Raw genomic sequence first — 24,253 nt, 5'->3', positions numbered from 1 at the left:
TTAGGCATTGCCGGTTGCGTCATCAACCGCAACGGAAACGCCTGGGCCCATTGTCGAAGTCAAAGAGATCTTCTTCATGTAAGTGCCCTTAGCGCCTGTTGGTTTCGCTTTGCTGACCGCATCAACGAACGCCTTCACGTTCTCTTCGATCTGCTGCGCACCAAAGGATGCTTTGCCGATACCAGCGTGAACAACGCCAGCTTTTTCAGCTTTGAACTGAACTTCGCCGCCTTTGGCAGCTTCAACAGCAGCCTTAACGTCTGGTGTCACTGTACCGACGCGTGGGTTTGGCATCAGGTTACGTGGGCCAAGGACCTTACCAAGGCGGCCAACGATACCCATCATGTCAGGCGTCGCAATACAGCGATCAAAATCGATTGTGCCGCCCTGAATGGTTTCCATCAGGTCTTCTGCACCAACGATATCTGCGCCAGCTGCTTTTGCTTCGTCAGCTTTGTCGCCACGTGCGAACACAGCAACACGGACAGTTTTACCAGTGCCGTTTGGCAGGGTTACTGTGCCGCGAACCATCTGGTCAGCGTGACGTGGGTCAATGCCCAGAACCATCGAAATCTCAACAGTTTCGTCAAACTTTGCAGTTGCGTTGCCTTTCACCAAAGCAACCGCTTCGGAGACTGTGACGTTTTCTTTACCGGCAAACGCTTCGCGCGCCGCGGCTGTTCTTTTACCAACCTTCGCCATTACTTTACCTCGATGCCCATAGAACGGGCGGAGCCCATGATGATCAGCATTGCGCCTTCGATGTCGTTGGCATTCAGGTCTTTCATCTTCGCTTCTGCGATTTCACGCACCTGCTTGGATGTGATGGACCCCGCAACAGATTTACCAGGTGTCTGGGAGCCAGACTTCAGCTTTGCTGCTTTCTTGATGAAATAAGACGCAGGCGGCGTCTTGATATCCATCGAGAAGGACTTGTCCTGATAGTATGTGATCACGGTTGGGCATGGCGCACCAGGCTCAAGATCCTGTGTCTTGGCGTTAAACGCCTTACAGAATTCCATGATGTTAATGCCGCGCTGACCCAGTGCAGGGCCGACAGGCGGGGATGGGTTGGCTTGACCTGCAGGAACCTGCAGTTTCATCGTGCCAGCGAGTTTCTTGGCCATGTGGCCTCTCCTTCTTTCTCAACACCTTTGCGACGCGTCGCTCAGGCCTTTAGTTGTGTGGTCCGGTCTACGACGCGCGCGCCGCTCGCCTCCCACAGACACACCGCAGATTACTGCTTGGTAACCTGCGTGTATTCCAATTCGACCGGGGTCGCCCGGCCAAAGATAGAGACCGTCACCTTCAGGCGCTGGTTCTCATCATCAACTTCTTCAACCAGACCATCGAAGTCTTCGAATGGCCCGTCGTTGACTTTCACTTTCTCACCAACCTCAAAGCTGATCAGCGTGCGTGGCGCTTCCTGACCTTCTTCGACGCGGTTCAGAATCGCGTTCACTTCTGCATCACGCATTGGCATCGGACGACCTTGCGGTCCCAAGAAACCGGTGACACGGTTGATGGAGTTGATCAGGTGATACCCCTCATCCGACATCTCCATATGCACCAGCACATAACCCGGCATAAAGCGACGCTCTGCCGTCACTTTCTTGTTGCGACGCACCTCGATCACCTCTTCGGTGGGCACAAGAACTTCGTCGATCTGATCACTCAGACCAAGCTCTTCTGCCTTCTGGCGGATGGTTTCAGCGATTTTCTTCTCGAAGTTCGAGAGCACGCTAACTGAATACCAACGTTTCGCCATGTTACTCGACACCTCGTCGCTTGCGGGTCGCCCCGCGAATTTCTGATATTTTTCAACCCGTTAGGCTGAAGGCCCTGAAAACAAAAAGCGGCGCGCAACTCGATTCGCCGCACGCCAATTTCAAAACGTAGGGGCGTGTACCTCCCTAACCCTTTGTTGACAAGGGGTTTCGTGCAAATTTCGAAAAGGTCAGATTAGCTAAACATACCCAAGACACCGGCAAGTCCGGTGCGGATAATCAGATCAACCAAGCTAAAGAAAACCGCTGTCAAAGCCGCCATGATGAAGACCATGATGGTTGTCATCACCACTTCACGCCGCGTCGGCCATACAACTTTGGAAATCTCAGCGCGTGTTTCGTTAATGAATTTGACAGGATTAGTGGCCACGGTTCTGTCCTTTTCTGCGGATGCTCAGGGCACATACGCTTTGACGGTTCCTTTTTCAAGGACTTCACGCACGCAATAACGTGACCTTCGGCATTTGCTCGATCGCTCTGATCTGATCAGCATAAAGGACACCAGATTGAGCGTGATCTTCACCGGAAAACACATCGAACTGCGCAAACTGCTCAGAAACCGGAAACTGTGACTTGACCAGCTTTGCCTTGCGCGGCGTGCGATCTGCTTGGTCTAACTCCAGCAATTCAGCCACCGCGCGGGCGGAAAGACTTCGATGAGCCCACTCCGATTCCCACTGCACTGCCTTGGCAGGCTCGGACCCTACCATTAGAGAAACGATCTTTAAGAAGTGCGCGGCGTAGTCTTCGTATGGCCAAACCGTCAAGCTGCGCAAAGATTGAATGCGCGTCAGGCGGTTGATGTATTTTACCCAATCCACAGCGGGAAGAGGGTTCTGTGCCTTGAACGTTTCTGGCCGCACCTTTCCGCCTGCCATCAGAATTTGGCTGTAGGCCGAGTTGAGGAATGTCGCCGGTGCACGGATCGATAGAAACACATCAACGCCGTTAGGGGCAGTAACGCTCGCCAATGCTGCGATCCGTTCAACCGCATTCGCATAAAGCGGCGTCACCAGCTGCGCACCTTTCCTATTCAACACCCCGACAAAGTTCTCTTCGCTGAGAACAACGCGATGGGCGTCCCCAACCATCGCCTGCCATTCAGCTTTTTGGTCTACGTTTGATTGTACCTTGGCGAATGGGAGCCCCAACCGTTCCGGCAGAAACTGACCATCCTTCCGCAGCTGACTCGGCCCGTAGTAAGCAACGCCCTGAGCACTCAACGCAGGCCGCGCCGCCTGTAAGGCCATCTGCAAATGAGTCGTCGCTGTCTTATGCACGCCGATGTGCAAGATAACGTTCGGAGATTTGGCCATCGCTTTAAATTGCTCCACCTCTTTCAGGTGTGGGTGGCAGGGGCAGCAGGGTTCGAACCCGCGACCTACGGTTTTGGAGACCGTCGCTCTACCAGCTGAGCTATACCCCTATGGCCGAGCATTCGGTTAGCCCGAAGCGCAAGCAGGATCAAGGGTTGGCTTGCTCTTTGACCAAGAAATATCGCATCAGTGCTGGGAACCAGCAGGAATCCCTATGCCAAGCCTACGTCGCAGACTTGAACATTCGCCCGCCGCCGCAGGAGCGCTGGCCCGCTTGGCGGGTGGCTACCTTTGGCTCTGCAATCGCACGATCCGTTGGGAGGTCGAAGGGTTAGAGGAATTAAAAGCCGATCTGGCAGACGGGCCGGTGCTTTTGGTGATGTGGCACGGTCGTTTGCTGATGGCACCCTACCACTGGCCTTTGTCTGATGGCCAACTTACCTCCCTCTACGCCCGCTCCCCTGTGGGACGGGTTGCCGGCGCACTTCATCGACAGATGGGCTACACTCCAATGGAAATGAGCGATCGGTCCTCAAACATCGCTCAATCCCGCGCAATCCTCAAACGCGTGAAAGAAGGTGCAAGCATCGGGATGACCGCCGACGGACCTACCGGACCGGCATTTGAAGTGAAAGACGCACCGCTCGAATGGGCGCGTGTGATGCAGCGCCCTGTCTGGTGTTATTCCTTTGAAACGTCTGGAGGGCGAAAGCTAGACAGTTGGGACGACATGTGGCTGCCGAAGCCATTTGGGTCAGGTCGCGCGGTGTTTCGGAGATGGGAGGCAGAAGTTCCGCGGAAGGTTGATGCAGAAGCATTGGAGAGGTTGAGGAGCGGGATGAAGGGGCTTCTAGACTCCATTTACTAAACCCGATTTGCGAAAACCCCCGAAAAGTCGCAAAATATCCCATGTCTAAATTTCAAAACCACGACGACTATATTACCAATGCTCCGGAAGAGTTCAGAACCAGTCTCCACGATTTGCGAACCGCTCTTGCCGCCGCACTGCCTGATTGTGAGGACCTGATCGCATACGATATGCCTGGATTTGGAAAGGGATCAGCGATTGCCGCTGGCTATGCAGCTTTCAGCAAACAGTGCGGGCTCTATGTATCAAAATAAGCCATCTCGGAATACTCAACCGAGATTGCGGCTCTGGGCTTCAAACACACCAAGACCGGAATAACTTTTAGCCACAGCAACCCAATTCCGAGCGATTTGGTACGCAAGTTGGCTCTAAAGTCTTTGGCAAGTTTATGACTTAAAAAAAGGCCGCTGCGTATTGCAACGGCCTTTTTCTATTTCCACCGTGTGCTGACCCCGCACTTTCGGTGGTTGTTGCCAATCACCTGTTTTGCGGCGTCACACGGTCGGGTAGTGGTTCAGATTACCGATTATTCGGTAATCTTGGAAACCACACCCGCACCAACAGTGCGGCCGCCTTCGCGGATCGCGAAGCGCAGGCCTTCTTCCATCGCAATGGGGGCGATCAGCTCAACGTCGAACTTCAGGTTGTCGCCTGGCATAACCATCTCTGTACCTGCTGGCAGGTTCACTGTGCCGGTCACGTCAGTCGTACGGAAGTAGAACTGTGGACGGTAGTTCGCAAAGAATGGTGTGTGACGTCCGCCTTCTTCCTTGGTCAGGATGTAGGCTTCTGCTTCGAACTTTGTGTGGGGCTGAACAGACCCTGGCTTCACCAGAACCTGACCACGCTCAACGCCGTCACGGTCAACACCACGCAAAAGCGCACCAATGTTGTCGCCTGCTTCGCCGCTGTCCAGCAGCTTGCGGAACATTTCAACACCTGTACATGTGGTCTTGGATGTGTCGCGGATACCAACGATTTCGATCTCGTCGCCCACGTTGATCACGCCACGCTCAACACGGCCTGTCACAACTGTACCACGGCCAGAGATTGAGAACACGTCCTCGATTGGCATCAGGAACGGCTGGTCAACCGCACGCGCTGGTGTTGGGATGTAGCTGTCGACTGCTTCCATCAGAGCTTTGATAGAATCTTCGCCGATCTCGTTGTCACGGCCTTCCATGGCTGCCAGAGCAGAGCCTTTGATGATCGGAATATCGTCACCTGGGTACTCATATTCGTTCAGCAGCTCGCGGATTTCCATCTCAACGAGTTCTAGCAGCTCTTCGTCGTCAACCTGATCAACTTTGTTCATGTAGACAACGATGTATGGGATACCAACCTGACGGCCGAGCAGGATGTGCTCACGTGTCTGTGGCATTGGGCCGTCGGCTGCGTTCACAACCAAGATCGCACCGTCCATCTGAGCCGCACCAGTGATCATATTCTTGACGTAGTCAGCGTGGCCTGGGCAGTCCACGTGTGCGTAGTGACGATCCGCTGTTTCATACTCAACGTGTGCTGTTGAGATGGTGATGCCGCGGGCCTTCTCTTCTGGCGCGCCATCAATCTGGTCGTACGCCTGGAAGTCGCCAAAATACTTCGTGATCGCTGCTGTCAGCGTCGTCTTGCCGTGGTCAACGTGTCCAATCGTGCCGATGTTCACGTGCGGCTTATTACGTTCAAACTTTTCCTTAGCCATGATTGGGCCCTTCAATTGAGTAAACGGGGCCGGATTGCCCCTTTCATTACCGCGCGCATGTATTGCCCTTTGGGGCATAAATCAAGCGTTGGGTTGATTGCGCGCGCGGATGCCTCCGGCGGAGGTATTTTTGCTCAAAAGAGAATGGGTGTTAAGCTGGAAGTATTTAAGGGAGTCGCAATATGAAGTTAGGTGCATTTTCGGTCAGTTTGAATGTGAAGGACGTGGCCGTGAGCCGCGATTTTTACGCTCATTTGGGGTTTGAGGAATTCGGCGGCAATCTGGAGCATGGCTATCTGATTTTGAAGAATGGCGAGACGTTGCTGGGCCTTTTTGGCGGGTTCATTGAGCAGAACACGCTGACGTTTAACCCAGGCTGGGATGCGAACGCGCAGGAGGTTGCGGAGTTTGATGACGTGCGCGAAATCCAGAAGCGGTTGAAGGCGGCCGGGATTGCTCTGAGGGATGAGTGTGATGAGGACGGCTCAGGACCTGCGCATATTTCGCTGTTGGACCCGGATGGAAATGCGATTTTGATCGATCAGCATCGGTGATGGTGGACAAAATGTCGAAAGATCAGCTGGTAGGCTCTTGGGTTTTGCAAGATGGGGCAATGAAGCTTGACCACTTAGCAGAAGAGATCGAACGACGCATTCGCGAAGAATTCAAAAGCATAGCAACAGCAGACTGGTCTGGGTTGTTTGTTGATACCGATGGAGACTATTGGGAACTTACGTGTCCTAAAAGTGAATCCCACGGAGGCGGAGCGAAGTGCTTGACCAAAATCAAGGAAATCGCCGCTCGATCGGTCTATGATTTCTAATGTTCCTTAGGTCGCTATTTATTTTAGCAGATATCAAAACCGGTTGTTCTTCGGGAACCCGTAGGGCGGCCGTTTCCCGACCCCAGCCCGCGCGCCTTTCCAGTCGGTCATATCGGGCTCTGTCCGGGTTTTTCCGCCGCCCATTTCCCAGCTGAGGCCATCGGCCCAGTTGAAGGTCGTGACGTCTGACAAACCACCGTCGAGTTCCAGCGTGCCCTGACGGCCCGTCGCCTTTTTATACTTCTGGATACGCACGCCCTTGCCGCGGCCCATTTCGGGCAGGTCTTCTAGGGGGAAGACCAGCAGTTTAGCATTCTCAGACACCACCGCGACGTGATCGCCCGTGACGCGTTTGCAGATTTTCGCAACCGTGTCTTTGACGTTCAGCACCTGCTTGCCCGTGCGCGTTTGGGCGACGACGTCGTCTTCGGGGACGACGAAGCCGTTGCCTTCCGCTGACGCCACAAGCAGCTTTTCCCCCGATTTATGGGCGAAGATATCGATGATCTCCGCCTCATTCGGCAGATCGACCATTAGGCGCAGTGGCTCACCCATACCCCGCCCGCCGGGCAGGTTGCTGCCGGACACTGTATAGAAACGCCCGTTGGAGGCGAAGACGAGCAGGCGGTCGGTGGTTTCGGCGTGGAAGATGAAGCGTGGGCCGTCGCCGTCTTTGAACTTCAGCTCCCGCGCAAGATCGATATGGCCGGTCATCGCCCTGATCCAGCCCATTTGGCTGAGAACCACGGTAATCGGTTCGCGTTCGATCATAGCCTCCATCGGGATGTCGGCGATCTCCTCGGCTTCAGCAAATTGGGTGCGGCGGGCGCCGCCTGTGCTGTCGCGCCCGAACTCTTTGCGGGTTTCGCGCAGTTGTTCGGCAATCTTGGACCATTGCAGGCCTTCGTCTTCAAGCAGGTCTTCGAGGTCGGCGCGTTCTTTCATCAGATCGTCGCGCTCTTTCAAGAGCTCGATCTCTTCGAGGCGACGCAAACTGCGCAGGCGCATGTTGAGGATGGCTTCGGCCTGCGCCTCGGTCAGGGAGACCTCTGGATCGGCATCCTCCGTGATTGGGGAGACGTAATCCTTCTCGGACGTGGCGCGGGGGTGATCGAGCGCCCAGTCTTCGATCATCAGGGCCTTTTTTGGGTCGTCATCGTAACGGATGATGTCAATCACGCGGTCGAGATTGAGGAAGGCAACGATGAACCCTTCAAGCACCTCCAAGCGTATGTCGATCTTTTCCATCCGGTGTTGGCTGCGGCGGATCAGAACGTCGCGGCGGTGATCAAGAAACGCGCGCAGCACTTCTTTGAGCGAGCAGACCTTGGGCGTTAGACCGTCGATCAACACATTCATGTTGAGGCTGAAGCGCGTTTCAAGCTCCGAATGTTTAAAGAGCAGTCCCATCATCACTTCTGGATCGACCGTTTTTGCACGGGGTTCGAGGACGATGCGGATGTCATCAGCGCTTTCGTCGCGCACGTCGGTGAGCAATGGCACCTTCTTGGTTTGGATGACCTCGGCGAGCTTTTCGATCAGCTTGGATTTTTGGACTTGATAGGGAATTTCAGTGACAACGGCCTGCCATTGGCCGCGGCCAAGATCCTCGATCTCCCATTTGGCGCGTAGGCGCATGGCGCCGCGACCGGTTTTATAGGCCTCCAGAATATTCTCGGGGCTTTCAACGATCACGCCACCGGTGGGGAAATCTGGTCCGGGGACGTATTCCATTAGGGTTTCGTCGCGCGCATTCGGGGCTTTGATCAGATGTAGACAGGCGTCGATCAATTCGTGCAGATTGTGCGGCGGGATGTTTGTGGCCATACCCACGGCAATCCCCGCTGCCCCGTTGGCAAGGAGGTTTGGATATGTCGCTGGAAGGACCGACGGTTCTTCGAGGCGGCCATCGTAGTTCGGGCGGAAATCAACTGCGTTTTCGCTGAGGCCAACCAAAAGCGCCTCTGCCGCAGAGGTCATCCGCGCTTCGGTGTAACGAGCCGCCGCCGGGTTATCGCCGTCGATGTTGCCGAAGTTCCCTTGCCCATCGACGAGCGGGTAGCGAACGTTGAAATCCTGCGCGAGACGCGCCATCGCATCATAAATCGCGGCGTCACCGTGCGGGTGGAAATCGCCCATCGTGTCGCCACTGATCTTAGCTGATTTCAAGAACCCACCCGTTGAGGATAGTTTCAGCCGCGACATTGCATAGAGAATGCGACGATGCACAGGCTTCAACCCATCTCGCGCATCCGGCAAGGCACGATTCATAATCGTAGATAGCGCATAGGTCAGGTACCGCTCGCCAATCGCTCGGCGAAGGGGTTCTGTCACATCGGTGTTCTCTTCCTGGAACTCGTCGCTGCTCTCGCTCATGGCAAACGGTGTAGCGGAGCGGTGAAATGGCGTAAAGGCAACAACGGTGCGCCTTTCCGGTTTTTCCCCTTATCGCACGCATAGGTAGTTTGATAAATTCGATTCGTTGCCAACAATCCTGCCGATTTCCCGGGGGGGGGAACATTATGTCAAAATTTGTTTTTGGGACCTTCATGGTCCTAGGACTCGCCTTCTACATCCTGTCCGATGGTCCGGATTTTGTACCGGAAGAACGCGTCGTTGCCGAAGTTGAGCCCGAGATCATTAAAGAACCTGTTGTCGGGGTTGAAGAGATTGCTGTGGTCGAGCCGGTTGAAGACGAACCGGTTGTCGAGGTTCAGACGACACGGGCAGACACTTCTGCACTGTTAAACCTCTCCACAGCCGAACTGACACCAACCGAACCTGAACCGGTGTTCACGTCCTTAGCAACGCCTTTGGCAGAGCCGGAAACCAACGATGCCGACGTTGTGGCGGTGTTGGCGACCCTCGTTGATGATGTAACCGAGGAACTCGCGGTTGAGGTTGCTGCTGTTGAGCCCGATCTTGATATGCGTTTTGTTTCTGGATCGCGCGTGAACATGCGCTCTGGTCCCGGAACAAACTACTCTGTACTCGATACCTTGGACGGCGGAACGGCCGCAGAAGTTCTAGAAGTCGATGCCAGCGGTTGGGCCCGCATCCGTCTACCCGACTCCAATCGCATCGGATGGATGGCCGAACGCCTATTGACCACTAACTAAGCGCCGACTTGCCCTTTCCCACACTTCAGTGCAGGGAGAGGCCATGACACAGAAATCAGTCCTTATCACCGGTTCTTCATCTGGCATCGGATATGATGCCGCCCACGGTTTACGTGACGCCGGATGGCGCGTCTTTGCGAGTTGCCGAAAACAAGCCGACTGCGACCGCCTGATCACAGAAGGGTTCGAAAGCCCTTTGATCGACTATACCGACAGCAATACGCTCGCCAATGGATTGGCAGAGGTGTTGGAGGCTACTGGCGGCACGCTCGATGCGCTTTACAACAATGGTGCCTACGTCTGCCCCGGGGCAGTCGAAGATTTGCCGCGAGGCGCTTTGCGGGAAATCTTTGAAACCAACCTTTTTGGACTGCATGAACTGACTACAATGGTCATCCCTGTGATGCGCAACCAAGGGTATGGCCGTATCGTGAACTGTTCCTCGGTTCTTGGCATGGTGGGGATGAAGTGGCGCGGCGCCTATGTCGCAACGAAGTTCGCGATGGAGGGTCTGACAGACGTTCTGCGGATCGAAATGGAAGATACGCCCATTGACATCATTCTGATCGAACCGGGGCCCATTACCTCTGACATCCGCCAAAACGCGATCCCCCATTTTGAGAAATGGATCGATTGGGAAAACTCCGCCCGTTCCCGTTTATACGCGGCCCTACGTGACCGCCTCTACACCGACACAGGGCCAGACCCCTTCGAATTGCCAGCGTCTGCGGTGACAAAGAAATTACGCCATGCGCTTGAAAGTAAGCGACCAAAGGCGCGGTACTATGTGACCACCCCGACCTATATGATGGGAACATTCCGCCGCATTCTTTCGACACGCATGCTGGATCGGATCATTTCGAAGGGCTGACCCCTTTCCTTTACACCCACGCCTGCTACATCGCCTGAGACAAATGAAAGGACCAAAAGATGCGCGACGATCCTCTATTCTATCTGGTCCTTTTTGCGGTTCTGATCGTCGCAGGGATCCTTTTGCTCGGGATCGGCACCTTTGGCAGAGGTGGAGAGTTCAACAAGAAATACGCCAACAAGATTATGCGTTGGCGGATCGGAGCCCAATTCATAGCGGTCGTATTGATCCTGTTCTATGTCTGGGTACGCGGAGGAAATTGACTTGGTCGTTCTAAACAAAATCTACACCAAAACTGGTGATGCCGGTGAAACCGCACTTGGCAACGGCGCGCGGGTGGCAAAGCACTCTTTGCGGGTCAATTCCTATGGGACAGTTGATGAATTGAACGCCACAGTCGGCCTCGCGCGGCTTCACGCCGAAGGTCAAGCCGACGACATGCTCGCGATGATCCAGAATGACCTCTTCGATCTCGGCGCTGATCTCTGCCGCCCAGATATGGAAAAGGATCACGAGTCCGAATACCCCGTTTTGCGCATGTCAGCCGCCCAGGTTGAACGTTTGGAATCAGAACTGGACGAAATGACACAAGCGGTCGAACCTTTGCGCAGCTTCATATTACCCGGCGGGTCGCCTTTGGCCGCTCATATGCACCTGTGTCGTACCGTCGCACGCCGCGCGGAACGGCTGACGGTGGAACTTGCGACAGTGGAATCAATCAACCCTTCGGCGGTAAAATACCTAAACCGCCTGTCTGATTGGTTCTTTCAGGCCAGTCGGATTGCAAATGATGACGGCCGGAATGACGTTTTGTGGGTCCCCGGCGCCAACAGGTAGCGATAACGCTGCGTAGTTCGTGAAATTTTGGCGAAATTTTTCATTCTGACGTCGATTTTTGATTGTCATCGCGATTGCGACTCTACTACACCTTCGCTGAAACCGTTCCGAAATTCTGCGGAACCCTTGCGAGGAGATATGCAAGATGAAGGTCTTGGTACCTGTCAAACGCGTGATCGACTACAACGTAAAAGTTCGTGTTAAGGCGGACGGCAGCGGTGTTGATCTTGCGAACGTCAAAATGTCGATGAACCCGTTCGACGAAATTGCTGTAGAAGAAGCGATCCGTTTGAAAGAAGCTGGCAAAGCCGATGAGGTTGTTGCCGTTTCTGTCGGCGTGAAGCAGGCACAAGAGACTTTGCGGACTGCTTTGGCGATGGGTGCCGACCGCGCCATCTTGGTTGTTGCAGCAGATGATGTGCACAACGACATCGAACCGCTCGCGGTTGCCAAAATACTCAAAGGCATCGTTGATGAGGAACAGCCTGGTCTGGTTCTTTGTGGCAAGCAGGCGATCGACAATGATATGAACGCAACCGGCCAGATGCTCTCTGCTCTGTTGGGTTGGTCGCAAGCAACCTTTGCCTCTGAAGTTGACGTCGATGGTGACAGCGCCGTTGTGACCCGCGAAGTTGACGGCGGTCTACAGACAATCAAGGTCAAGATGCCGTCCATCGTGACCGTTGACTTGCGCTTGAACGAACCGCGCTACGCATCGCTTCCAAACATCATGAAAGCGAAAAAGAAGCCATTGGACGAGAAGACACCTGCCGACTACGGCGTTGATGCCTCTCCTCGTCTTACAGTGGTGTCCACGAAAGAGCCGGAAGCGCGTTCCGCCGGTATCATGGTTGGCTCTGTTGATGAGCTTGTAGAGAAACTCAAAGAAGCGGGGGCTGTATAATGGCTGTTCTTCTGATTGCTGACGTAAACGCGGGCGAGCTGTCCGTTGACGCAACTGCAAAAGCTGTTTCCGCGGCTGGTGCATTGGGTGACGTAACTGTGCTGTGCGTTGGTGCAAACTGCAAAGGCGCTGCGGATGAAGCTGCGAAGATCGACGGCGTTGCCAAAGTTCTTTGCGCGGAAGACGCTGTTCTGGGCCACCAGATGGCAGAGCCGGCCGCCGACCTGATCGTATCTCTGGCTGGTGACTACAGCCACATTGCAGCACCCGGCACAACAGATGCGAAAAACATCATGCCGCGCGTTGCGGCATTGTTGGACACACAGATCATCTCTGAAGTGACCGCAATTGTGGATGGTGACACATTTGAGCGCCCAATCTACGCCGGTAACGCAATCCAGACTGTTAAGTCCGGTGATGCAACAAAAGTTATGACCATCCGGACAGCCGGCTTTGACGCGGCAGGCATGGGTGGTTCTGCTTCTGTTGAAGCGATCGGCGCCCCTGCTGATCCAGGACTGTCTTCTTGGGTTGAAGACAAGGTTGCCGAAAGCGATCGCCCTGAACTGACATCTGCCGGTGTTGTTGTCTCCGGTGGTCGTGGCGTTGGCTCCGAAGAAGACTTCGCCCTGATCGAAGGCCTAGCTGACAAGTTGAACGCGGCTGTTGGTGCGTCTCGTGCGGCGGTCGACAGTGGCTACGCGCCAAACGATTGGCAGGTTGGCCAAACTGGTAAAGTTGTGGCACCTGACCTTTATGTTGCTGTCGGCATCTCCGGTGCGATCCAGCACTTGGCTGGCATGAAGGACTCCAAAATCATTGTTGCGATCAACAAAGACGAAGAAGCTCCAATCTTCCAAGTTGCTGACTTCGGTTTGGTTGCTGACCTCTTCGACGCGGTTCCTGAGCTCACATCCAAGCTGGGCTAATCGGCAATGAACCAATTCAGAAAGGCCCGCCAAATTGCGGGCCTTTTTCGTTTCTACATCCGCGGCGCGAGCATCGCCTTTCGCAAAACAGGCAAAAGATGCTGACAGGCTTCCTTGTGGCACGCCACGCCCAACATTTCTGACGCAGCTTTAGCTTGCATCGCGGAATAGAACATTCCGACGGTCCCTCGCTCCATCGCAATTTTTGACGGTGTTGCGCCCACTACATCCATCACCATCGGTCGCAACTCATCGACCATCGCTTCAGTGATAAAAAGTGGGTCAGATTGCATCGGGTTCTTCTTTTTGAACCAAGGTTCGTTGTTGAGAGAATCTTTCGAGAACCACAACAAAACCACCCGCGGTCCGATCTGAGTCAGCATATTCTTCATCCGCGCAACCCAACCTTCCCGCAGTTCTTGAACGACAATATCAAAACGCTCCGGCGATTTTTCGTAAAGGCAGCTCAGCATGTGGCGCGTGAAGGTGAAGTTAGAGAAATCCACATCGTTATTAATCGCCTCCATCACCGTTGAGGCCCGCAGGAACCGGTCGTTCCGTCGCGGGTGGACCGAGTAAAATCGGTTCGAAAGGTAATTGGCACCCATCACCTGCACCACCGTCACGTCCGCATCGTGGCACGCTGCCATGATCGTCGGGTCATTGACGAAGGTATCGACACCGCCGTTGACGCATCCAAAATTGACGCAAGTTTGCTTCAGAGCATCCTCAAGCAAGGCTGGAAGAGGTTGATCAATGAATTTCCCGTATGTCTCTGTCCCGCCAAGAAAGGCGATATAAGGCTGATCCAAACGTCGTCGCGGCCCCCTGAAAAAGATACGCGACATTCCATACCTACACGGAGCGTAGGATAACCCCCCGCCATCAACGATTTCATGTTTCATAAAACTCTTTCCCGCCACATATTTCGTTACACCCGGGATGCAGTCTTGCCTAAAGCTCTTGCGAATTTGCTAAAGTCCGCTTTTGATCCAATTTTTACGTACCTGCCAACCTTGAATGATCCGAACGGCGAGGCATAAGGTGAGGGCATCAGCAGGAGACGATGGCATGACGATCAGACAAGTTGGTATTGTGGGCGCAGGCCAAATGGGGAATGGCATTGCTCATGTCTTCGCGTTGTCCGGCTACGACGTTATGATGAACGACATCAACGAAGATGCCCTACGCAGCGCCGTGGCGTTGATCGACAAAAACCTCGAACGTCAGGTTTTAAAGGAAGCCATTTCTACGGCGGACAAAGCGGCGGCAATGTCGCGGATCAAGACGACGACCGCTTTGGCGGAGTTGGGACCAAGCGACCTGATTATCGAAGCGGCGACCGAACGCGAGACGATCAAGACAGCGATTTTTGAAGACCTGCTGCCGCATATCAAGCCGGAAACGATCCTAACATCGAACACCTCATCGATTTCGATCACGCGCTTGGCATCGCGCACCGATCGACCTGAAAAATTCTTGGGGTTCCACTTTATGAACCCAGTTCCCATCATGCAGCTTGTGGAGTTGATCCGCGGGATCGCAACGGATGAAGCGACTTTCAATTCCTGCAAAGAGGTCGTCGACAGATTGGGTAAGACCGCCGCAACGGCGGAAGACTTCCCAGCTTTCATCGTGAACCGCATTTTGATGCCAATGATCAACGAAGCAATCTACACGCTCTATGAGGGGGTTGGCTCAGTACAGTCTATTGACACGTCGCTAAAACTTGGGGCGAACCACCCTATGGGGCCATTGGAACTCGCGGATTTTATTGGTCTGGATACCTGCCTTGCGATTATGAACGTGTTGCATGATGGGCTGGCGGACACGAAATATCGTCCTTGCCCGCTACTGACAAAATATGTTGAGGCTGGATGGCTCGGACGAAAAACAAAGCGCGGTTTCTATGACTATAGCGGTGATAAACCCGTTCCGACGCGCTAGGACTTACCTAAAGAAAGCGTGTGATCGCGAAGCCACGCCATGAACTCCCGCGGGTTTGAGAGGCGCGTTTCGACCTCTGAGTGGTCAATCGCACTTCCAACGATCGGTGCTTGAGGTTTTCCGCAAGCTTTGACGATTTCGTGGATTAGCAGACCCTGGCGTAGCGTTGCCGAAATCTGGTTGGCCATCTGATAAGCTCGGGAGTTCTGTCCAGGGAAGAAGCAAGGAACCACGGTCGCGCCGGATGTTCTGATCATTTTAGCCGTGAACACATTCCATTCCGCATCGACCGCCGGACCGTACATGGTTTCGCTGGCCGCCACACCGCCCGCAGGAAACAGAGCGACTACCCCCCCGGCTTTCAAATGCGCCATGGCTTGTTTGCGCATCTCAAGAAATTTTTGTTGGGCGTCCTCTTCATGCGGGAAAGGAACAGGGATCAGAAAGGCCGCGGCCTCAGGATCGATACCGGTCAACACTGATCGTGTCAGAATCCGGTAATCGCGGCGTCGTTTTCCGATCAGTTCAGCAAGGATCATCCCGTCCACCATCCCATGCGGATGATTGGCTACAACAATGACCGGACCAGTCGCTGGAATATTCTCGAGTTGTTCAAGCGGCGTATGCAATTCGATCCGCATGACGTTCAAACACGCCCGCCAAAAACCATGCCCTTTTACCGCTGGCCGACGCTCAAACTCAGTGATCATTCTCACAATTGAGACTTTACCCGTTAGCCACTCAATGGTTCTGATGGTTTGTCGCTTGAACGGATTTTCGAATGTATTCGAATAGGTCAGCGCATCGCGGTTATAAATTCTTCCACGTGTTTGTTCTGCCTCTGGAGCGGTCTCATTCTGTGAAATCGATTCAGACAAATGCGGTCCCGAAGTAAAATACCGGTTCAGACTAGTCGTCTTCGCCAAATTTGTCATTGACGAGATCAGTCAAAGCAACGGCAAGTTCGTCTGCCTGTGCTCCTGAGGTCTCAACTTCGATGTGGGTGCCGATGGTCGCCGCCAGCATCAAGAGGCCCATGATGCTGTCGCCATCCGCTTCCATGCCATCCTTCGAAATCGTGGCAGAGGCATCATACATCTCGACCACTTCGACCAATTTAGCCGAAGCGCGCGCGTGCAAGCCTTTGATGTTCTGAATTTCGAGTTTCAATTCAGCCATAGATCTAATGCGCCCGTACCGTTTGCGCGTCGATATATTTATGCGCAGCCTTCAAGGCGGCGTCTACGGCATTACCAATTGGCTTCTTTCGCGACTTCGCCAGCTTGATCAACATCGGAAGGTTCGCGCCATACATGATACGGCGCTTATCGGCGGAGCACGCTCTGAGCGAAAGGTTCGACGGTGATCCACCAAACATATCGGTCACAACGACAACCCCATCGCCGCTATCAACATCATTGGCGGCTCGGCAAATTTCATTTTGTTTTGCGCTACGGTCGTCATCGGCCGCAATGGTAATCGCCTCAACACCTGTTTGAGGACCCACCACATGCTCAATCGCGGCGAGATATTCTTCGGCCAACCTGCCGTGGGCGACGATTACGATACCAATCAAGCCTTAACTCCTTGCTGGATCACTTCAGGGGCGATGCCCTGACGCTCCAGTTCCCGATGCCTTATTGATACCTGCCAGCCGTCTTGCGCAAGGGTCGTCGCAATTTTTTTTGCAAGTGCGACCGATCGGTGCTTTCCACCCGTACAGCCAAAGCCGACCGAGAAGTTTGCGCGGCCTTCATCGACGTGGCCAGGCAATACGGTCTTTAGCATATTGAGGCTTCCTTCATAGAATGGCTCAAACCGTTCGTCTTCCGCGATATACGTGACAACGTCCTCGTTCGTCCCATTTTCCTGACGCAGCTTTTCATCCCAATGTGGGTTCCGCAAAAACCGACAATCGAGAACCATGTCCAAACCTCGGGGCAATCCGCGCTTGTAGGAGAAAGACTGCACCGAAATGCTTAGTCGCTGCTCTGCAGGTGCGCCAAAGTAGTGCTCCACCTCTGCCTTTAGGTCATGTGGGGAGAAGGATGTCGTATCGATCAGCGCATCAGCCCGCTCTCTAATCGGAACGAGCAGGTCTTTCTCAGCAGCGATCCCATCGAGTGGGCGGCCTGTCGGGGCAAGAGGATGCCGGCGACGCGTTTCAGAATATCGGTTCAGCAACACATCATCAGCGGAATCGAGATAAAGCAATTGAACCTTATCCCCTAAGCGGCGCGAAAGATCCTCAAACGCGTCCAGCAAAGCGGCAGAACTGAAGTCACGATTTCTGACGTCTAGCCCAAGAGCAAGCGGTTTGTCATGCGCACCCTCAAGCAAGCGGGGGAGCAAAGACAAAGGAAGGTTATCGATGACTTCAAATCCGAGGTCTTCCAGCGTGTTGATTGCAGTTGACCGCCCAGCCCCAGAGGGGCCGGTAACGAGTAGGATCGCAGGGAGCGTCCGTTCGGGTTTCATTGATGCGGTCATAGAGTGCTCCTGCCATGGCGCATCAAAAGCCACAGCGATGCCGCGAAATGTATTCCTTCGACCCTGTAAAACAAGGGGTATGTGTGTCCCATTAACGTGAGGTTCTTTTCATCCGGCAACCTCTGGTTCTCCACCTCATCCATTTTAACAACGTAGCGTAGAACCGCGCTATCTGCTGTTGGCGCCTGCAATATCCCCATGCCACGCGCCTCAATCGATCCTCGAATCGCTGGCGGCGAGGACGCAACAACCCCTTCCTCGGTATTGGTCAGATTGGTGCGATCATCCGCAATCAAATCAGCGCCGAATGTTACAAGTTGCAATGCGAGTGCGGACTTACCCGACCCAGAAGCACCTATGATCAGCAGCCCCTTGCCATCGACCGATACGCAAGAGGCATGAACGATCTGTTCCATGATGCTTAGACGGGTAGTCCCACGACGAAACGCGCGCCCAAAGGCTCAGAGGTCATGTCTGCCTCTGTCGGACGGATGTTCTCAGCCCAGATCACGCCGCCGTGCGCCTCAATGATTTGTTTGGAGATCGCCAAACCAAGCCCAGAGTTGTTGCCGAATTGCCCTTCAGGACGTTCAGAGTAAAAACGCTGGAACACCTTACTCAAAGCTTCATTCGGGATACCAGGGCCAGTATCTTCAACAACAACAAGAACGCGATTCTCACGCTGCCGCGCCCAGACTCGGATCGCATCTCCATCTTCGCAAAAGGAAATCGCATTAGTGATCAGGTTCACAAACACCTGTGCCAAGCGCCCTTCAAGGCCAACGACCGTAATCGGCTCTTCGGGAATGTCAGCGATGTATTCGATGCCTTTGTCCCGTGCTTCCTTACCCAGAAACTCATTGAGGTTTCCGAGCATTTTCAGAAGATCGAAGGATTCTTCTTGTTCGCGGACGAGTTCACTATCCAATCGCGATGCGTTCGAGATATCGCTGACCAAACGGTCCAATCGGCGCACATCGTGTTCGATTACTTCCAGTAGCCGCTCGCGTTGATCGTCGCGTGTGGCGACACGCATTGTCCCGACTGCAGAGCGCAACGAGGCCAGCGGGTTCTTGATTTCATGAGCGACATCTGCGGCAAACTGTTCATTGCCTTCGATCCGCTCGGACAGGGCCTGAACCATGCCACGCAATGCACCAGACAGGCGGCCGATTTCATCGGGCCGACCAGTCAGATCAGGAATGCGGACCTGCGTAGGTGACAGCTTACGCGCGTTCTTGTCTCGGCCCAACTCTGCCGCCGCTGCAAGGTCCGCCAACGGGTTCGCGATCGTGGAAGCCAAGACCAAACTCAAACCAACACTGATGAAAATACCGACCAAGAACAGGCGTAAGACCTGCTCCCTTTCGCGACGAACCAATGCATCAAGCTCACCCGCAGCGCTCGAAATCGCGACGGCACCAACGGGGCTGTCGCCTTGCATTACTGGTGTGATGACAACAAAAGTTGTACCCGACGCATCGTTTTGAGTCTGAACACTGGTCCCCATGTTCATGGCGCTCAGGACCGCATCCTGATCTGGGCCACCCCGCTCTTCCCGCCAATCGCCAAAGATGTTGCGGAAACTGTTGGCAACCCCATTCCAAGTGGACGCCAGAAAATCTGTCAAAATCGTATCGCTTTCATTGCGATTGAGCCCGGAAATAGATGAGACATCGGCGGCTCCGACGGCCGATGCAACTAGTGTACCATCCGCATCGAAAACAACAACGTCGATTCCGCCACGCAGGTCCATCTGCTCTAAGGTCTCGACGACGTCGATGCCATCACCTGTCATGAGGTTAACAGGAACCGTCGCAGGCATCCGTGCCTCCAGCACGTCAGCGATCAGTTCAGCCTCATTCACCAGCCCATTGGCACGTTGATACGCAAGATTATCGCGCGAGGGGTTGAGATACAGAACCCCCGCGATCAACAAGATCATGGCGATCAAGTTGAAGGTGATAATTTTTCGAGCGAGGGGTGACTTGCGCAGATTGTACAAACCGCGCTTGCGGCGACCTTCCGCAAGCTCGTTGTCCCCAACCCCTTGGGGCTGGACCCAATCGTCACCCAAAACGACGTCTGGCGTGCCTGCATCTTTCTTAGCGGCACGCCGGACAGAGTTTAGATCACGAACGTCAATTTCAGTGACGTCGGACATCAATTACTCTTCGTTGTAGCGGTACCCAATCCCATACAGTGTTTCGATCGCCGAAAATTCATCGTCGGCCATGCGCATTTTCTTACGAAGGCGTTTGATGTGGCTATCGATTGTACGGTCATCCACATAAACCTGATCGTCGTAGGCAACATCCATCAACTGATCGCGGCTTTTCACGAAACCAGGGCGCTGCGCCAGAGCTTGAAGAAGCAAGAATTCAGTCACTGTCAGTGACACATCTTTGCCTTTCCACTTCACGGCGTGACGCAAAGGATCCATCGTCAGCTCACCGCGCACCATGACTTTGGTGTCTTCGGTTTCCTCGATGGTTTCGCCGCTGATGGCGTCCTGACGGCGCAGCAACGCGCGAATGCGTTCGACCAAAAGACGCTGCGAGAACGGCTTTTTCACATAGTCGTCTGCGCCCATACGAAGGCCCAGAACTTCATCGATCTCATCATCTTTGGAGGTGAGAAAGATAACCGGCATGGAGGTTTTCTGACGCAAACGCTGCAACAGATCCATCCCGTCCATGCGAGGCATTTTTATATCCAAAACAGCCATATCCGGCATGCGCTTGTTGAACGCATCCAGAGCAGCCTGACCATCGTTATATGTTTCTACTTCGAAGCCTTCGGCTTCTAATGTCATCGATACGGACGTCAGGATATTCCTGTCGTCATCGACCAAGGCAATTTTAGACATGGGTTTGACCCTTACTGCTTATTTATTTGTTTTGACCTGCTTTTCCTGATGTTTCGCCATTTTAAGGCCTCGAATCAATCCCTAAACACGAATCAGCCTGAATCCCGTGCCTTATTTGCGGCACTAAAGGCTAAGTAATGGCTAAAATGCCTCACCCATGAGCACCACTCCAAATTGATTGCGCTAACACCGAAATGGTTGCGCTAACGCCTGAAATAAGGGGGTTTGCCTTAAGGTTTGCAATGTTAAGACGAGGCTACGTAATCAATTTTGGCACTGCAGAAAAAGGAATGCACCCATGGACCATGGAACGGTCAACCCGCAGATGAAACTTGAAGATCAAGGCATCAAAGGGCTTGGGTACGTCTATTATAACTACTCTGAGGAAGAGTTGCAGAAAGCCGCCATCGACAATGGCGAAGGTGTCGAAGGTAAAGGTGGCACTTTCCTTGCGACCACTGGGAAACACACTGGGCGGTCACCAAAAGACAAGTTTGTCGTCCGTACACCTTCGGTTGAAGATACGATCTGGTGGGAAAACAACCCTCCCATGGAGCCTTCAAAGTTCGACGCGCTCTACGATGACATGCTCGCCCATATGGAAGGCGGCAGCTACTACGTGTCTGACCTTTTTGGCGGGGCCGACCCTACGCACCGCCTGGACGTGCGCGTTGTAACAGAACTTGCATGGCACGGTTTGTTCATCCGTCACTTGCTACGCCGCCCAGAAGTGGACGAGTTGGCAAACTTTGCACCGGATTTCACGATTATCAATTGCCCAACGTTCAAAGCTGATCCTGACAAGCACGGCTGCCGGTCTGAAACGGTCATTGCGCTGAACTTTGATCGCAAGTTGATCCTGATTGGCGGCACCGAGTACGCGGGCGAAAACAAGAAGTCTGTTTTCACACTACTCAACTACCTCCTGCCGGAAAAAGGCATCATGCCGATGCACTGCTCCGCCAACCACGCGCCGGGTAACCCTGTTGATACGGCGATCTTCTTTGGTCTTTCAGGTACAGGAAAAACAACCCTCTCCGCCGATCCCAGCCGCATTTTGATCGGCGACGATGAACACGGCTGGTCAGAACGAGGTACGTTTAACTTTGAAGGCGGCTGCTATGCGAAGACCATCGGGTTAGACCCAGAAGCGGAGCCGGAGATCTACGCCACGTGCTCCATGCCACATACCGTCATTGAGAACATGGTGTTCGATCCGGACACGAAAGAATTGGATTTCAACGACGACAGCCTGACCGCAAATATGCGCTGCGCCTATCCGTTGCACTACATCTCCAACGCTTCCGAAAGCGCGCTGGGTGGACACCCGAAGAACATCATCATGCTCACTTGTGATGCGTTCGGCGTTCTGCCTCCGATCAGCCGATTGACACCAGCTCAGGCGATGTACCACTTCCTGTCCGGCTTTACGTCAAAAGTCGCCGGCACAGAACGAGGTGTGACGGAACCAGAGCCGACATTCTCTACCTGTTTTGGCGCACCATTCATGCCACGCCGACCAGAGGCCTACGGCGACCTCTTGCGCCAGAAAATCGCTTCCCATGGTGCAACCTGTTGGCTTGTGAATACGGGTTGGACTGGCGGGGCATACGGCACTGGTTCACGGATGCCTATCAAAGCGACACGTGCTTTGCTCGCGGCGGCCCTTGACCAGTCGCTTGTCGAAAACCATTTCCGCAAAGACCCGAACTTCGGCTTTGAAGTTCCGATGACTTGCGAAGGCGTTGACGACCAGCTTTTGAATCCGCGTGAAACATGGGCGGACAAAGACGCTTATGATGCGCAGGCGGCGAAACTGGTCGAGATGTTCAGCGACAACTTTGAAAAATATGTCCCTTACATCGACGAAGACGTCAAAGCCGCGGCGATTGGCTAAGACCTTCCAAAATCCAAGAAAACAGATCAGGCTGCGGTATCCGCGGCCTGATTTGCATTTAAAGAAGGTTTCGCGGCCAAAATTTCGCTGCGACATATTTGTTCAAATAATATATTTGGGTTGAATTAATATTGCGCCGCGACTGCAAAAAGATTATTTCTGCGACTGCAAAAAGGAGTCGCACATGCCACATGACGGTCAAGATATGCCAATGACACCACCTGTCCTATTGCCCGACCTACTGGACCTGACGGCAGAAGCTGTTCCAGCCGCAGAACATGTCTTGGAGATCGCTCTCGAAGCCGTGCGCGCGACCGTCTCAGTAGATGGCCGCGTGAGTAATGGTTTGATCGAAGCAAACCAAACCGCCTCTCACGGGTTAGCTTGGCTTGCGACTTACGTTGAATCGCTTCGCCAGATGCAAAAGTGGGCGGCAAAACTCGATGGCGAAGGGAAATTCGGTGAAACCGAACAACTGATCCACCAAATCGCGTTCGGTGAATATCTTCTGCAAATCCAAGGCGGCATTCAAATGAACCAAGGCGAAATCCTGCGCTTGCAGGATTTGGATATCGACCTTGGTGAGACGTTTGAAATCGAAGCTGTGGAAACACTCATGGCCTCCGGCAACACGCAAGCCGCGCGCAGCCGTTTGGCCGTCCTGATCGAAGAAACCTCTGCCAACCTCACTGTCGGTGCCTCCGGCCTTGACGAAGAGTTGGAGATGATCCGCGAACAATTCCGTCGGTTCAGCGTCGACCGCGTCGAGCCCTACGCGCACGAATGGCACCTGAAGGACGAATTGATCCCGATGGAGATCATCGAGGAAATGGCAGAGCTCGGCGTCTTTGGCCTTACGATCCCAGAAGAATTTGGCGGCTTTGGCCTCTCCAAGGCGTCCATGTGCGTCGTTTCCGAAGAACTGTCGCGAGGTTACATCGGTGTCGGGTCGCTCGGCACACGATCTGAGATTGCTGCGGAGCTTATCATCTGTGGCGGCACATATGAGCAAAAGGCAAAATGGCTGCCCGGCCTTGCGTCCGGTGAAATCCTCCCAACGGCTGTGTTCACCGAACCGAATACGGGTTCAGACCTGGGAAGCCTCCGCACCAAAGCGCGCAAAGAAGATGATGATTGGATCATCAGCGGCAACAAAACATGGATCACCCACGCGGCCCGGACCCATGTGATGACCGTGCTCGCCCGCACAATCCCCGACACGGATGACTACAAAGGCCTGTCCATGTTCTTGGCAGAGAAAACACCCGGCACGGATGAAGATCCGTGGCAGGATCCTGGTATTTCCGGCGGCGAGATCGAGGTGCTCGGGTATCGTGGCATGAAAGAATACACGCTGAATTTTGACGATTTCAAAGTAAATGGTGAAAACCTGCTTGGTCAGGTCGAAGGCCAAGGTTTCAAACAGCTGATGCAAACCTTTGAAAGCGCACGTATCCAAACCGCAGCCCGCGCGGTCGGTGTGGCACAATCTGCATTGGACGAGGGGCTGCAATATGCCCGCGACCGTAAGCAATTCGGCAAGGCGCTGATCAACTTCCCACGGGTATCCGGCAAGCTCGCGATGATGGCCGTTGAAATCATGATCGCGCGGCAGCTGACCTATTTCTCAGCCCACGAAAAAGACAATGACCGCCGCTGTGATCTAGAGGCCGGTATGGCCAAGCTTCTTGGTGCGCGCGTCGCTTGGGCCTGTGCGGACAACGCGTTGCAAATCCATGGCGGCAACGGGTTTGCGCTGGAATACAAGATCAGCCGAATCCTGTGCGATGCACGTATCCTGAACATCTTTGAAGGTGCGGCAGAAATCCAAGCACAGGTGATTGCACGCCGCTTGTTGGGCTAAACCGAACACAATTTTGAAATGAATAGCGCA

28 protein-coding genes and 1 tRNA gene are annotated in these 24,253 nt (G+C 53.9%); 13 read left to right on the top strand and 16 right to left on the bottom strand.

What is annotated here, in order from left to right:
- From rplA to BUA85_RS13220, 6 genes are all read right to left on the bottom strand, one after another.
- Complete coding sequence (rplA, locus tag BUA85_RS13245; RefSeq protein WP_072901853.1) at nucleotides 1–702, bottom strand: 50S ribosomal protein L1; 702 nt, start codon at nucleotides 700–702, stop codon at nucleotides 1–3.
- Nucleotides 702–1,127 carry a 50S ribosomal protein L11 gene (rplK, locus tag BUA85_RS13240; protein WP_072901851.1) on the bottom strand — a complete coding sequence of 142 codons (426 nt, stop codon included), beginning with the start codon at nucleotides 1,125–1,127 and terminating at the stop codon, nucleotides 702–704. Before rplK ends, rplA begins: the two co-directional genes overlap by 1 nt.
- 110 nt (nucleotides 1,128–1,237) lie before the next feature.
- The gene (nusG, locus tag BUA85_RS13235; RefSeq protein WP_072901850.1) at nucleotides 1,238–1,768 is read right to left on the bottom strand and encodes a transcription termination/antitermination protein NusG; all 531 of its coding nucleotides are present in this window, start codon (nucleotides 1,766–1,768) and stop codon (nucleotides 1,238–1,240) included.
- Between the two features lie 194 nt (nucleotides 1,769–1,962).
- Nucleotides 1,963–2,157 (bottom strand): preprotein translocase subunit SecE, encoded by a 195-nt coding sequence (gene secE / locus BUA85_RS13230; RefSeq protein WP_072901848.1) that lies wholly within the window; start codon nucleotides 2,155–2,157, stop codon nucleotides 1,963–1,965.
- 64 nt (nucleotides 2,158–2,221) lie between these two features.
- On the bottom strand, nucleotides 2,222–3,103 hold the full coding sequence (locus BUA85_RS13225; protein WP_072901846.1) for a hypothetical protein: 882 nt from the start codon (nucleotides 3,101–3,103) through the stop codon (nucleotides 2,222–2,224).
- Between the two features lie 34 nt (nucleotides 3,104–3,137).
- Nucleotides 3,138–3,213, bottom strand: a tRNA-Trp gene (locus BUA85_RS13220).
- A 104-nt stretch (nucleotides 3,214–3,317) separates the two neighbouring features.
- Here BUA85_RS13220 and BUA85_RS13215 point away from each other — a divergent pair.
- Together BUA85_RS13215 and BUA85_RS16870 are read left to right on the top strand one after the other, a co-directional pair.
- On the top strand, nucleotides 3,318–3,971 hold the full coding sequence (locus BUA85_RS13215) for a lysophospholipid acyltransferase family protein (protein ID WP_072901844.1): 654 nt from the start codon (nucleotides 3,318–3,320) through the stop codon (nucleotides 3,969–3,971).
- 41 nt (nucleotides 3,972–4,012) lie between these two features.
- Nucleotides 4,013–4,225 (top strand): hypothetical protein, encoded by a 213-nt coding sequence (locus tag BUA85_RS16870; protein WP_207548157.1) that lies wholly within the window; start codon nucleotides 4,013–4,015, stop codon nucleotides 4,223–4,225.
- 272 nt (nucleotides 4,226–4,497) lie between these two features.
- On the opposite strand, the gene tuf is transcribed toward BUA85_RS16870, so the two are convergent.
- On the bottom strand, nucleotides 4,498–5,673 hold the full coding sequence (tuf, locus tag BUA85_RS13205) for an elongation factor Tu (RefSeq protein WP_072901842.1): 1,176 nt from the start codon (nucleotides 5,671–5,673) through the stop codon (nucleotides 4,498–4,500).
- A gap of 182 nt (nucleotides 5,674–5,855) precedes the next feature.
- On the opposite strand from tuf, the gene BUA85_RS13200 reads away from it, so the two are divergent.
- Together BUA85_RS13200 and BUA85_RS13195 are read left to right on the top strand one after the other, a co-directional pair.
- Complete coding sequence (locus tag BUA85_RS13200) at nucleotides 5,856–6,227, top strand: VOC family protein (protein ID WP_072901840.1); 372 nt, start codon at nucleotides 5,856–5,858, stop codon at nucleotides 6,225–6,227.
- 11 nt (nucleotides 6,228–6,238) lie between these two features.
- The gene (locus BUA85_RS13195) at nucleotides 6,239–6,496 is read left to right on the top strand and encodes an Imm27 family immunity protein (protein ID WP_165611619.1); all 258 of its coding nucleotides are present in this window, start codon (nucleotides 6,239–6,241) and stop codon (nucleotides 6,494–6,496) included.
- Nucleotides 6,497–6,529: 33 nt separating this feature from the next.
- On the opposite strand, the gene BUA85_RS13190 is transcribed toward BUA85_RS13195, so the two are convergent.
- Nucleotides 6,530–8,872 carry a DNA topoisomerase IV subunit A gene (locus BUA85_RS13190; protein WP_072901836.1) on the bottom strand — a complete coding sequence of 781 codons (2,343 nt, stop codon included), beginning with the start codon at nucleotides 8,870–8,872 and terminating at the stop codon, nucleotides 6,530–6,532.
- Between the two features lie 146 nt (nucleotides 8,873–9,018).
- Here BUA85_RS13190 and BUA85_RS13185 point away from each other — a divergent pair, with 146 nt between their 5' ends.
- The 6 genes from BUA85_RS13185 (at nucleotide 9,019) to BUA85_RS13160 (ending at nucleotide 13,156) form a co-directional block, all read left to right on the top strand.
- Complete coding sequence (locus BUA85_RS13185; RefSeq protein WP_072901835.1) at nucleotides 9,019–9,615, top strand: SH3 domain-containing protein; 597 nt, start codon at nucleotides 9,019–9,021, stop codon at nucleotides 9,613–9,615.
- Nucleotides 9,616–9,658: 43 nt separating this feature from the next.
- Nucleotides 9,659–10,486 carry an SDR family NAD(P)-dependent oxidoreductase gene (locus BUA85_RS13180; protein WP_072901833.1) on the top strand — a complete coding sequence of 276 codons (828 nt, stop codon included), beginning with the start codon at nucleotides 9,659–9,661 and terminating at the stop codon, nucleotides 10,484–10,486.
- Between the two features lie 59 nt (nucleotides 10,487–10,545).
- A complete protein-coding gene (locus tag BUA85_RS13175; protein WP_072901832.1) occupies nucleotides 10,546–10,749 on the top strand; it encodes a twin transmembrane helix small protein in 204 nt (67 codons plus the stop codon).
- A gap of 1 nt (nucleotide 10,750) precedes the next feature.
- Nucleotides 10,751–11,323, top strand: coding sequence for a cob(I)yrinic acid a,c-diamide adenosyltransferase (locus tag BUA85_RS13170; protein WP_072901925.1), 573 nt, complete (start codon nucleotides 10,751–10,753; stop codon nucleotides 11,321–11,323).
- A gap of 145 nt (nucleotides 11,324–11,468) precedes the next feature.
- Nucleotides 11,469–12,227: an electron transfer flavoprotein subunit beta/FixA family protein gene (locus BUA85_RS13165; RefSeq protein WP_072901830.1), complete on the top strand. Its 759-nt coding sequence runs from the start codon at nucleotides 11,469–11,471 to the stop codon at nucleotides 12,225–12,227.
- Nucleotides 12,227–13,156: an electron transfer flavoprotein subunit alpha/FixB family protein gene (locus BUA85_RS13160; protein ID WP_072901828.1), complete on the top strand. Its 930-nt coding sequence runs from the start codon at nucleotides 12,227–12,229 to the stop codon at nucleotides 13,154–13,156. The genes BUA85_RS13165 and BUA85_RS13160 overlap by 1 nt, the downstream gene beginning before the upstream one ends.
- Before the next feature lie 53 nt (nucleotides 13,157–13,209).
- On the opposite strand, the gene BUA85_RS13155 is transcribed toward BUA85_RS13160, so the two are convergent.
- Nucleotides 13,210–14,061: a DUF6473 family protein gene (locus tag BUA85_RS13155; RefSeq protein WP_072901826.1), complete on the bottom strand. Its 852-nt coding sequence runs from the start codon at nucleotides 14,059–14,061 to the stop codon at nucleotides 13,210–13,212.
- A 166-nt stretch (nucleotides 14,062–14,227) separates the two neighbouring features.
- Here BUA85_RS13155 and BUA85_RS13150 point away from each other — a divergent pair, with 166 nt between their 5' ends.
- Entirely contained in the window at nucleotides 14,228–15,103 is an 876-nt protein-coding gene (locus tag BUA85_RS13150) for a 3-hydroxybutyryl-CoA dehydrogenase (RefSeq protein WP_072901922.1), read from the top strand.
- On the opposite strand, the gene BUA85_RS13145 is transcribed toward BUA85_RS13150, so the two are convergent.
- The 7 genes from BUA85_RS13145 to BUA85_RS13115 are packed head-to-tail and all read right to left on the bottom strand — an operon-like array spanning nucleotide 15,100 to nucleotide 20,462.
- Complete coding sequence (locus BUA85_RS13145; protein WP_072901824.1) at nucleotides 15,100–15,981, bottom strand: lysophospholipid acyltransferase family protein; 882 nt, start codon at nucleotides 15,979–15,981, stop codon at nucleotides 15,100–15,102. The genes BUA85_RS13150 and BUA85_RS13145 overlap by 4 nt on opposite strands.
- Before the next feature lie 31 nt (nucleotides 15,982–16,012).
- Nucleotides 16,013–16,282, bottom strand: coding sequence for an HPr family phosphocarrier protein (locus BUA85_RS13140; RefSeq protein WP_072901823.1), 270 nt, complete (start codon nucleotides 16,280–16,282; stop codon nucleotides 16,013–16,015).
- Between the two features lie 4 nt (nucleotides 16,283–16,286).
- Entirely contained in the window at nucleotides 16,287–16,679 is a 393-nt protein-coding gene (locus BUA85_RS13135; protein ID WP_072901821.1) for a PTS sugar transporter subunit IIA, read from the bottom strand.
- Nucleotides 16,676–17,593, bottom strand: coding sequence for an RNase adapter RapZ (gene rapZ, locus BUA85_RS13130; protein WP_242649068.1), 918 nt, complete (start codon nucleotides 17,591–17,593; stop codon nucleotides 16,676–16,678). The genes BUA85_RS13135 and rapZ overlap by 4 nt, the downstream gene beginning before the upstream one ends.
- Nucleotides 17,590–18,009 (bottom strand): HPr kinase/phosphorylase, encoded by a 420-nt coding sequence (locus BUA85_RS13125; protein WP_072901819.1) that lies wholly within the window; start codon nucleotides 18,007–18,009, stop codon nucleotides 17,590–17,592. The genes rapZ and BUA85_RS13125 overlap by 4 nt, the downstream gene beginning before the upstream one ends.
- Nucleotides 18,010–18,014: 5 nt before the next feature.
- Nucleotides 18,015–19,757 carry a sensor histidine kinase gene (locus BUA85_RS13120; RefSeq protein ID WP_072901817.1) on the bottom strand — a complete coding sequence of 581 codons (1,743 nt, stop codon included), beginning with the start codon at nucleotides 19,755–19,757 and terminating at the stop codon, nucleotides 18,015–18,017.
- A gap of 3 nt (nucleotides 19,758–19,760) precedes the next feature.
- On the bottom strand, nucleotides 19,761–20,462 hold the full coding sequence (locus BUA85_RS13115) for a response regulator transcription factor (RefSeq protein WP_072901815.1): 702 nt from the start codon (nucleotides 20,460–20,462) through the stop codon (nucleotides 19,761–19,763).
- 298 nt (nucleotides 20,463–20,760) lie between these two features.
- Between BUA85_RS13115 and BUA85_RS13110 the strand changes: the two genes are divergently transcribed.
- Complete coding sequence (locus tag BUA85_RS13110) at nucleotides 20,761–22,359, top strand: phosphoenolpyruvate carboxykinase (protein WP_072901813.1); 1,599 nt, start codon at nucleotides 20,761–20,763, stop codon at nucleotides 22,357–22,359.
- Between the two features lie 184 nt (nucleotides 22,360–22,543).
- Entirely contained in the window at nucleotides 22,544–24,223 is a 1,680-nt protein-coding gene (locus tag BUA85_RS13105; protein WP_072901811.1) for an acyl-CoA dehydrogenase family protein, read from the top strand.
- Nucleotides 24,224–24,253 lie beyond the last annotated feature (30 nt).

The sequence above is a fragment of the Cognatiyoonia sediminum genome, assembly GCF_900129845.1.
Taxonomy (GTDB): Bacteria; Pseudomonadota; Alphaproteobacteria; order Rhodobacterales; family Rhodobacteraceae; genus Cognatiyoonia; species Cognatiyoonia sediminum.
Note: the sequence above shows the minus strand (reverse complement) of the source record. Positions and strands in the feature narration are given on the sequence as shown.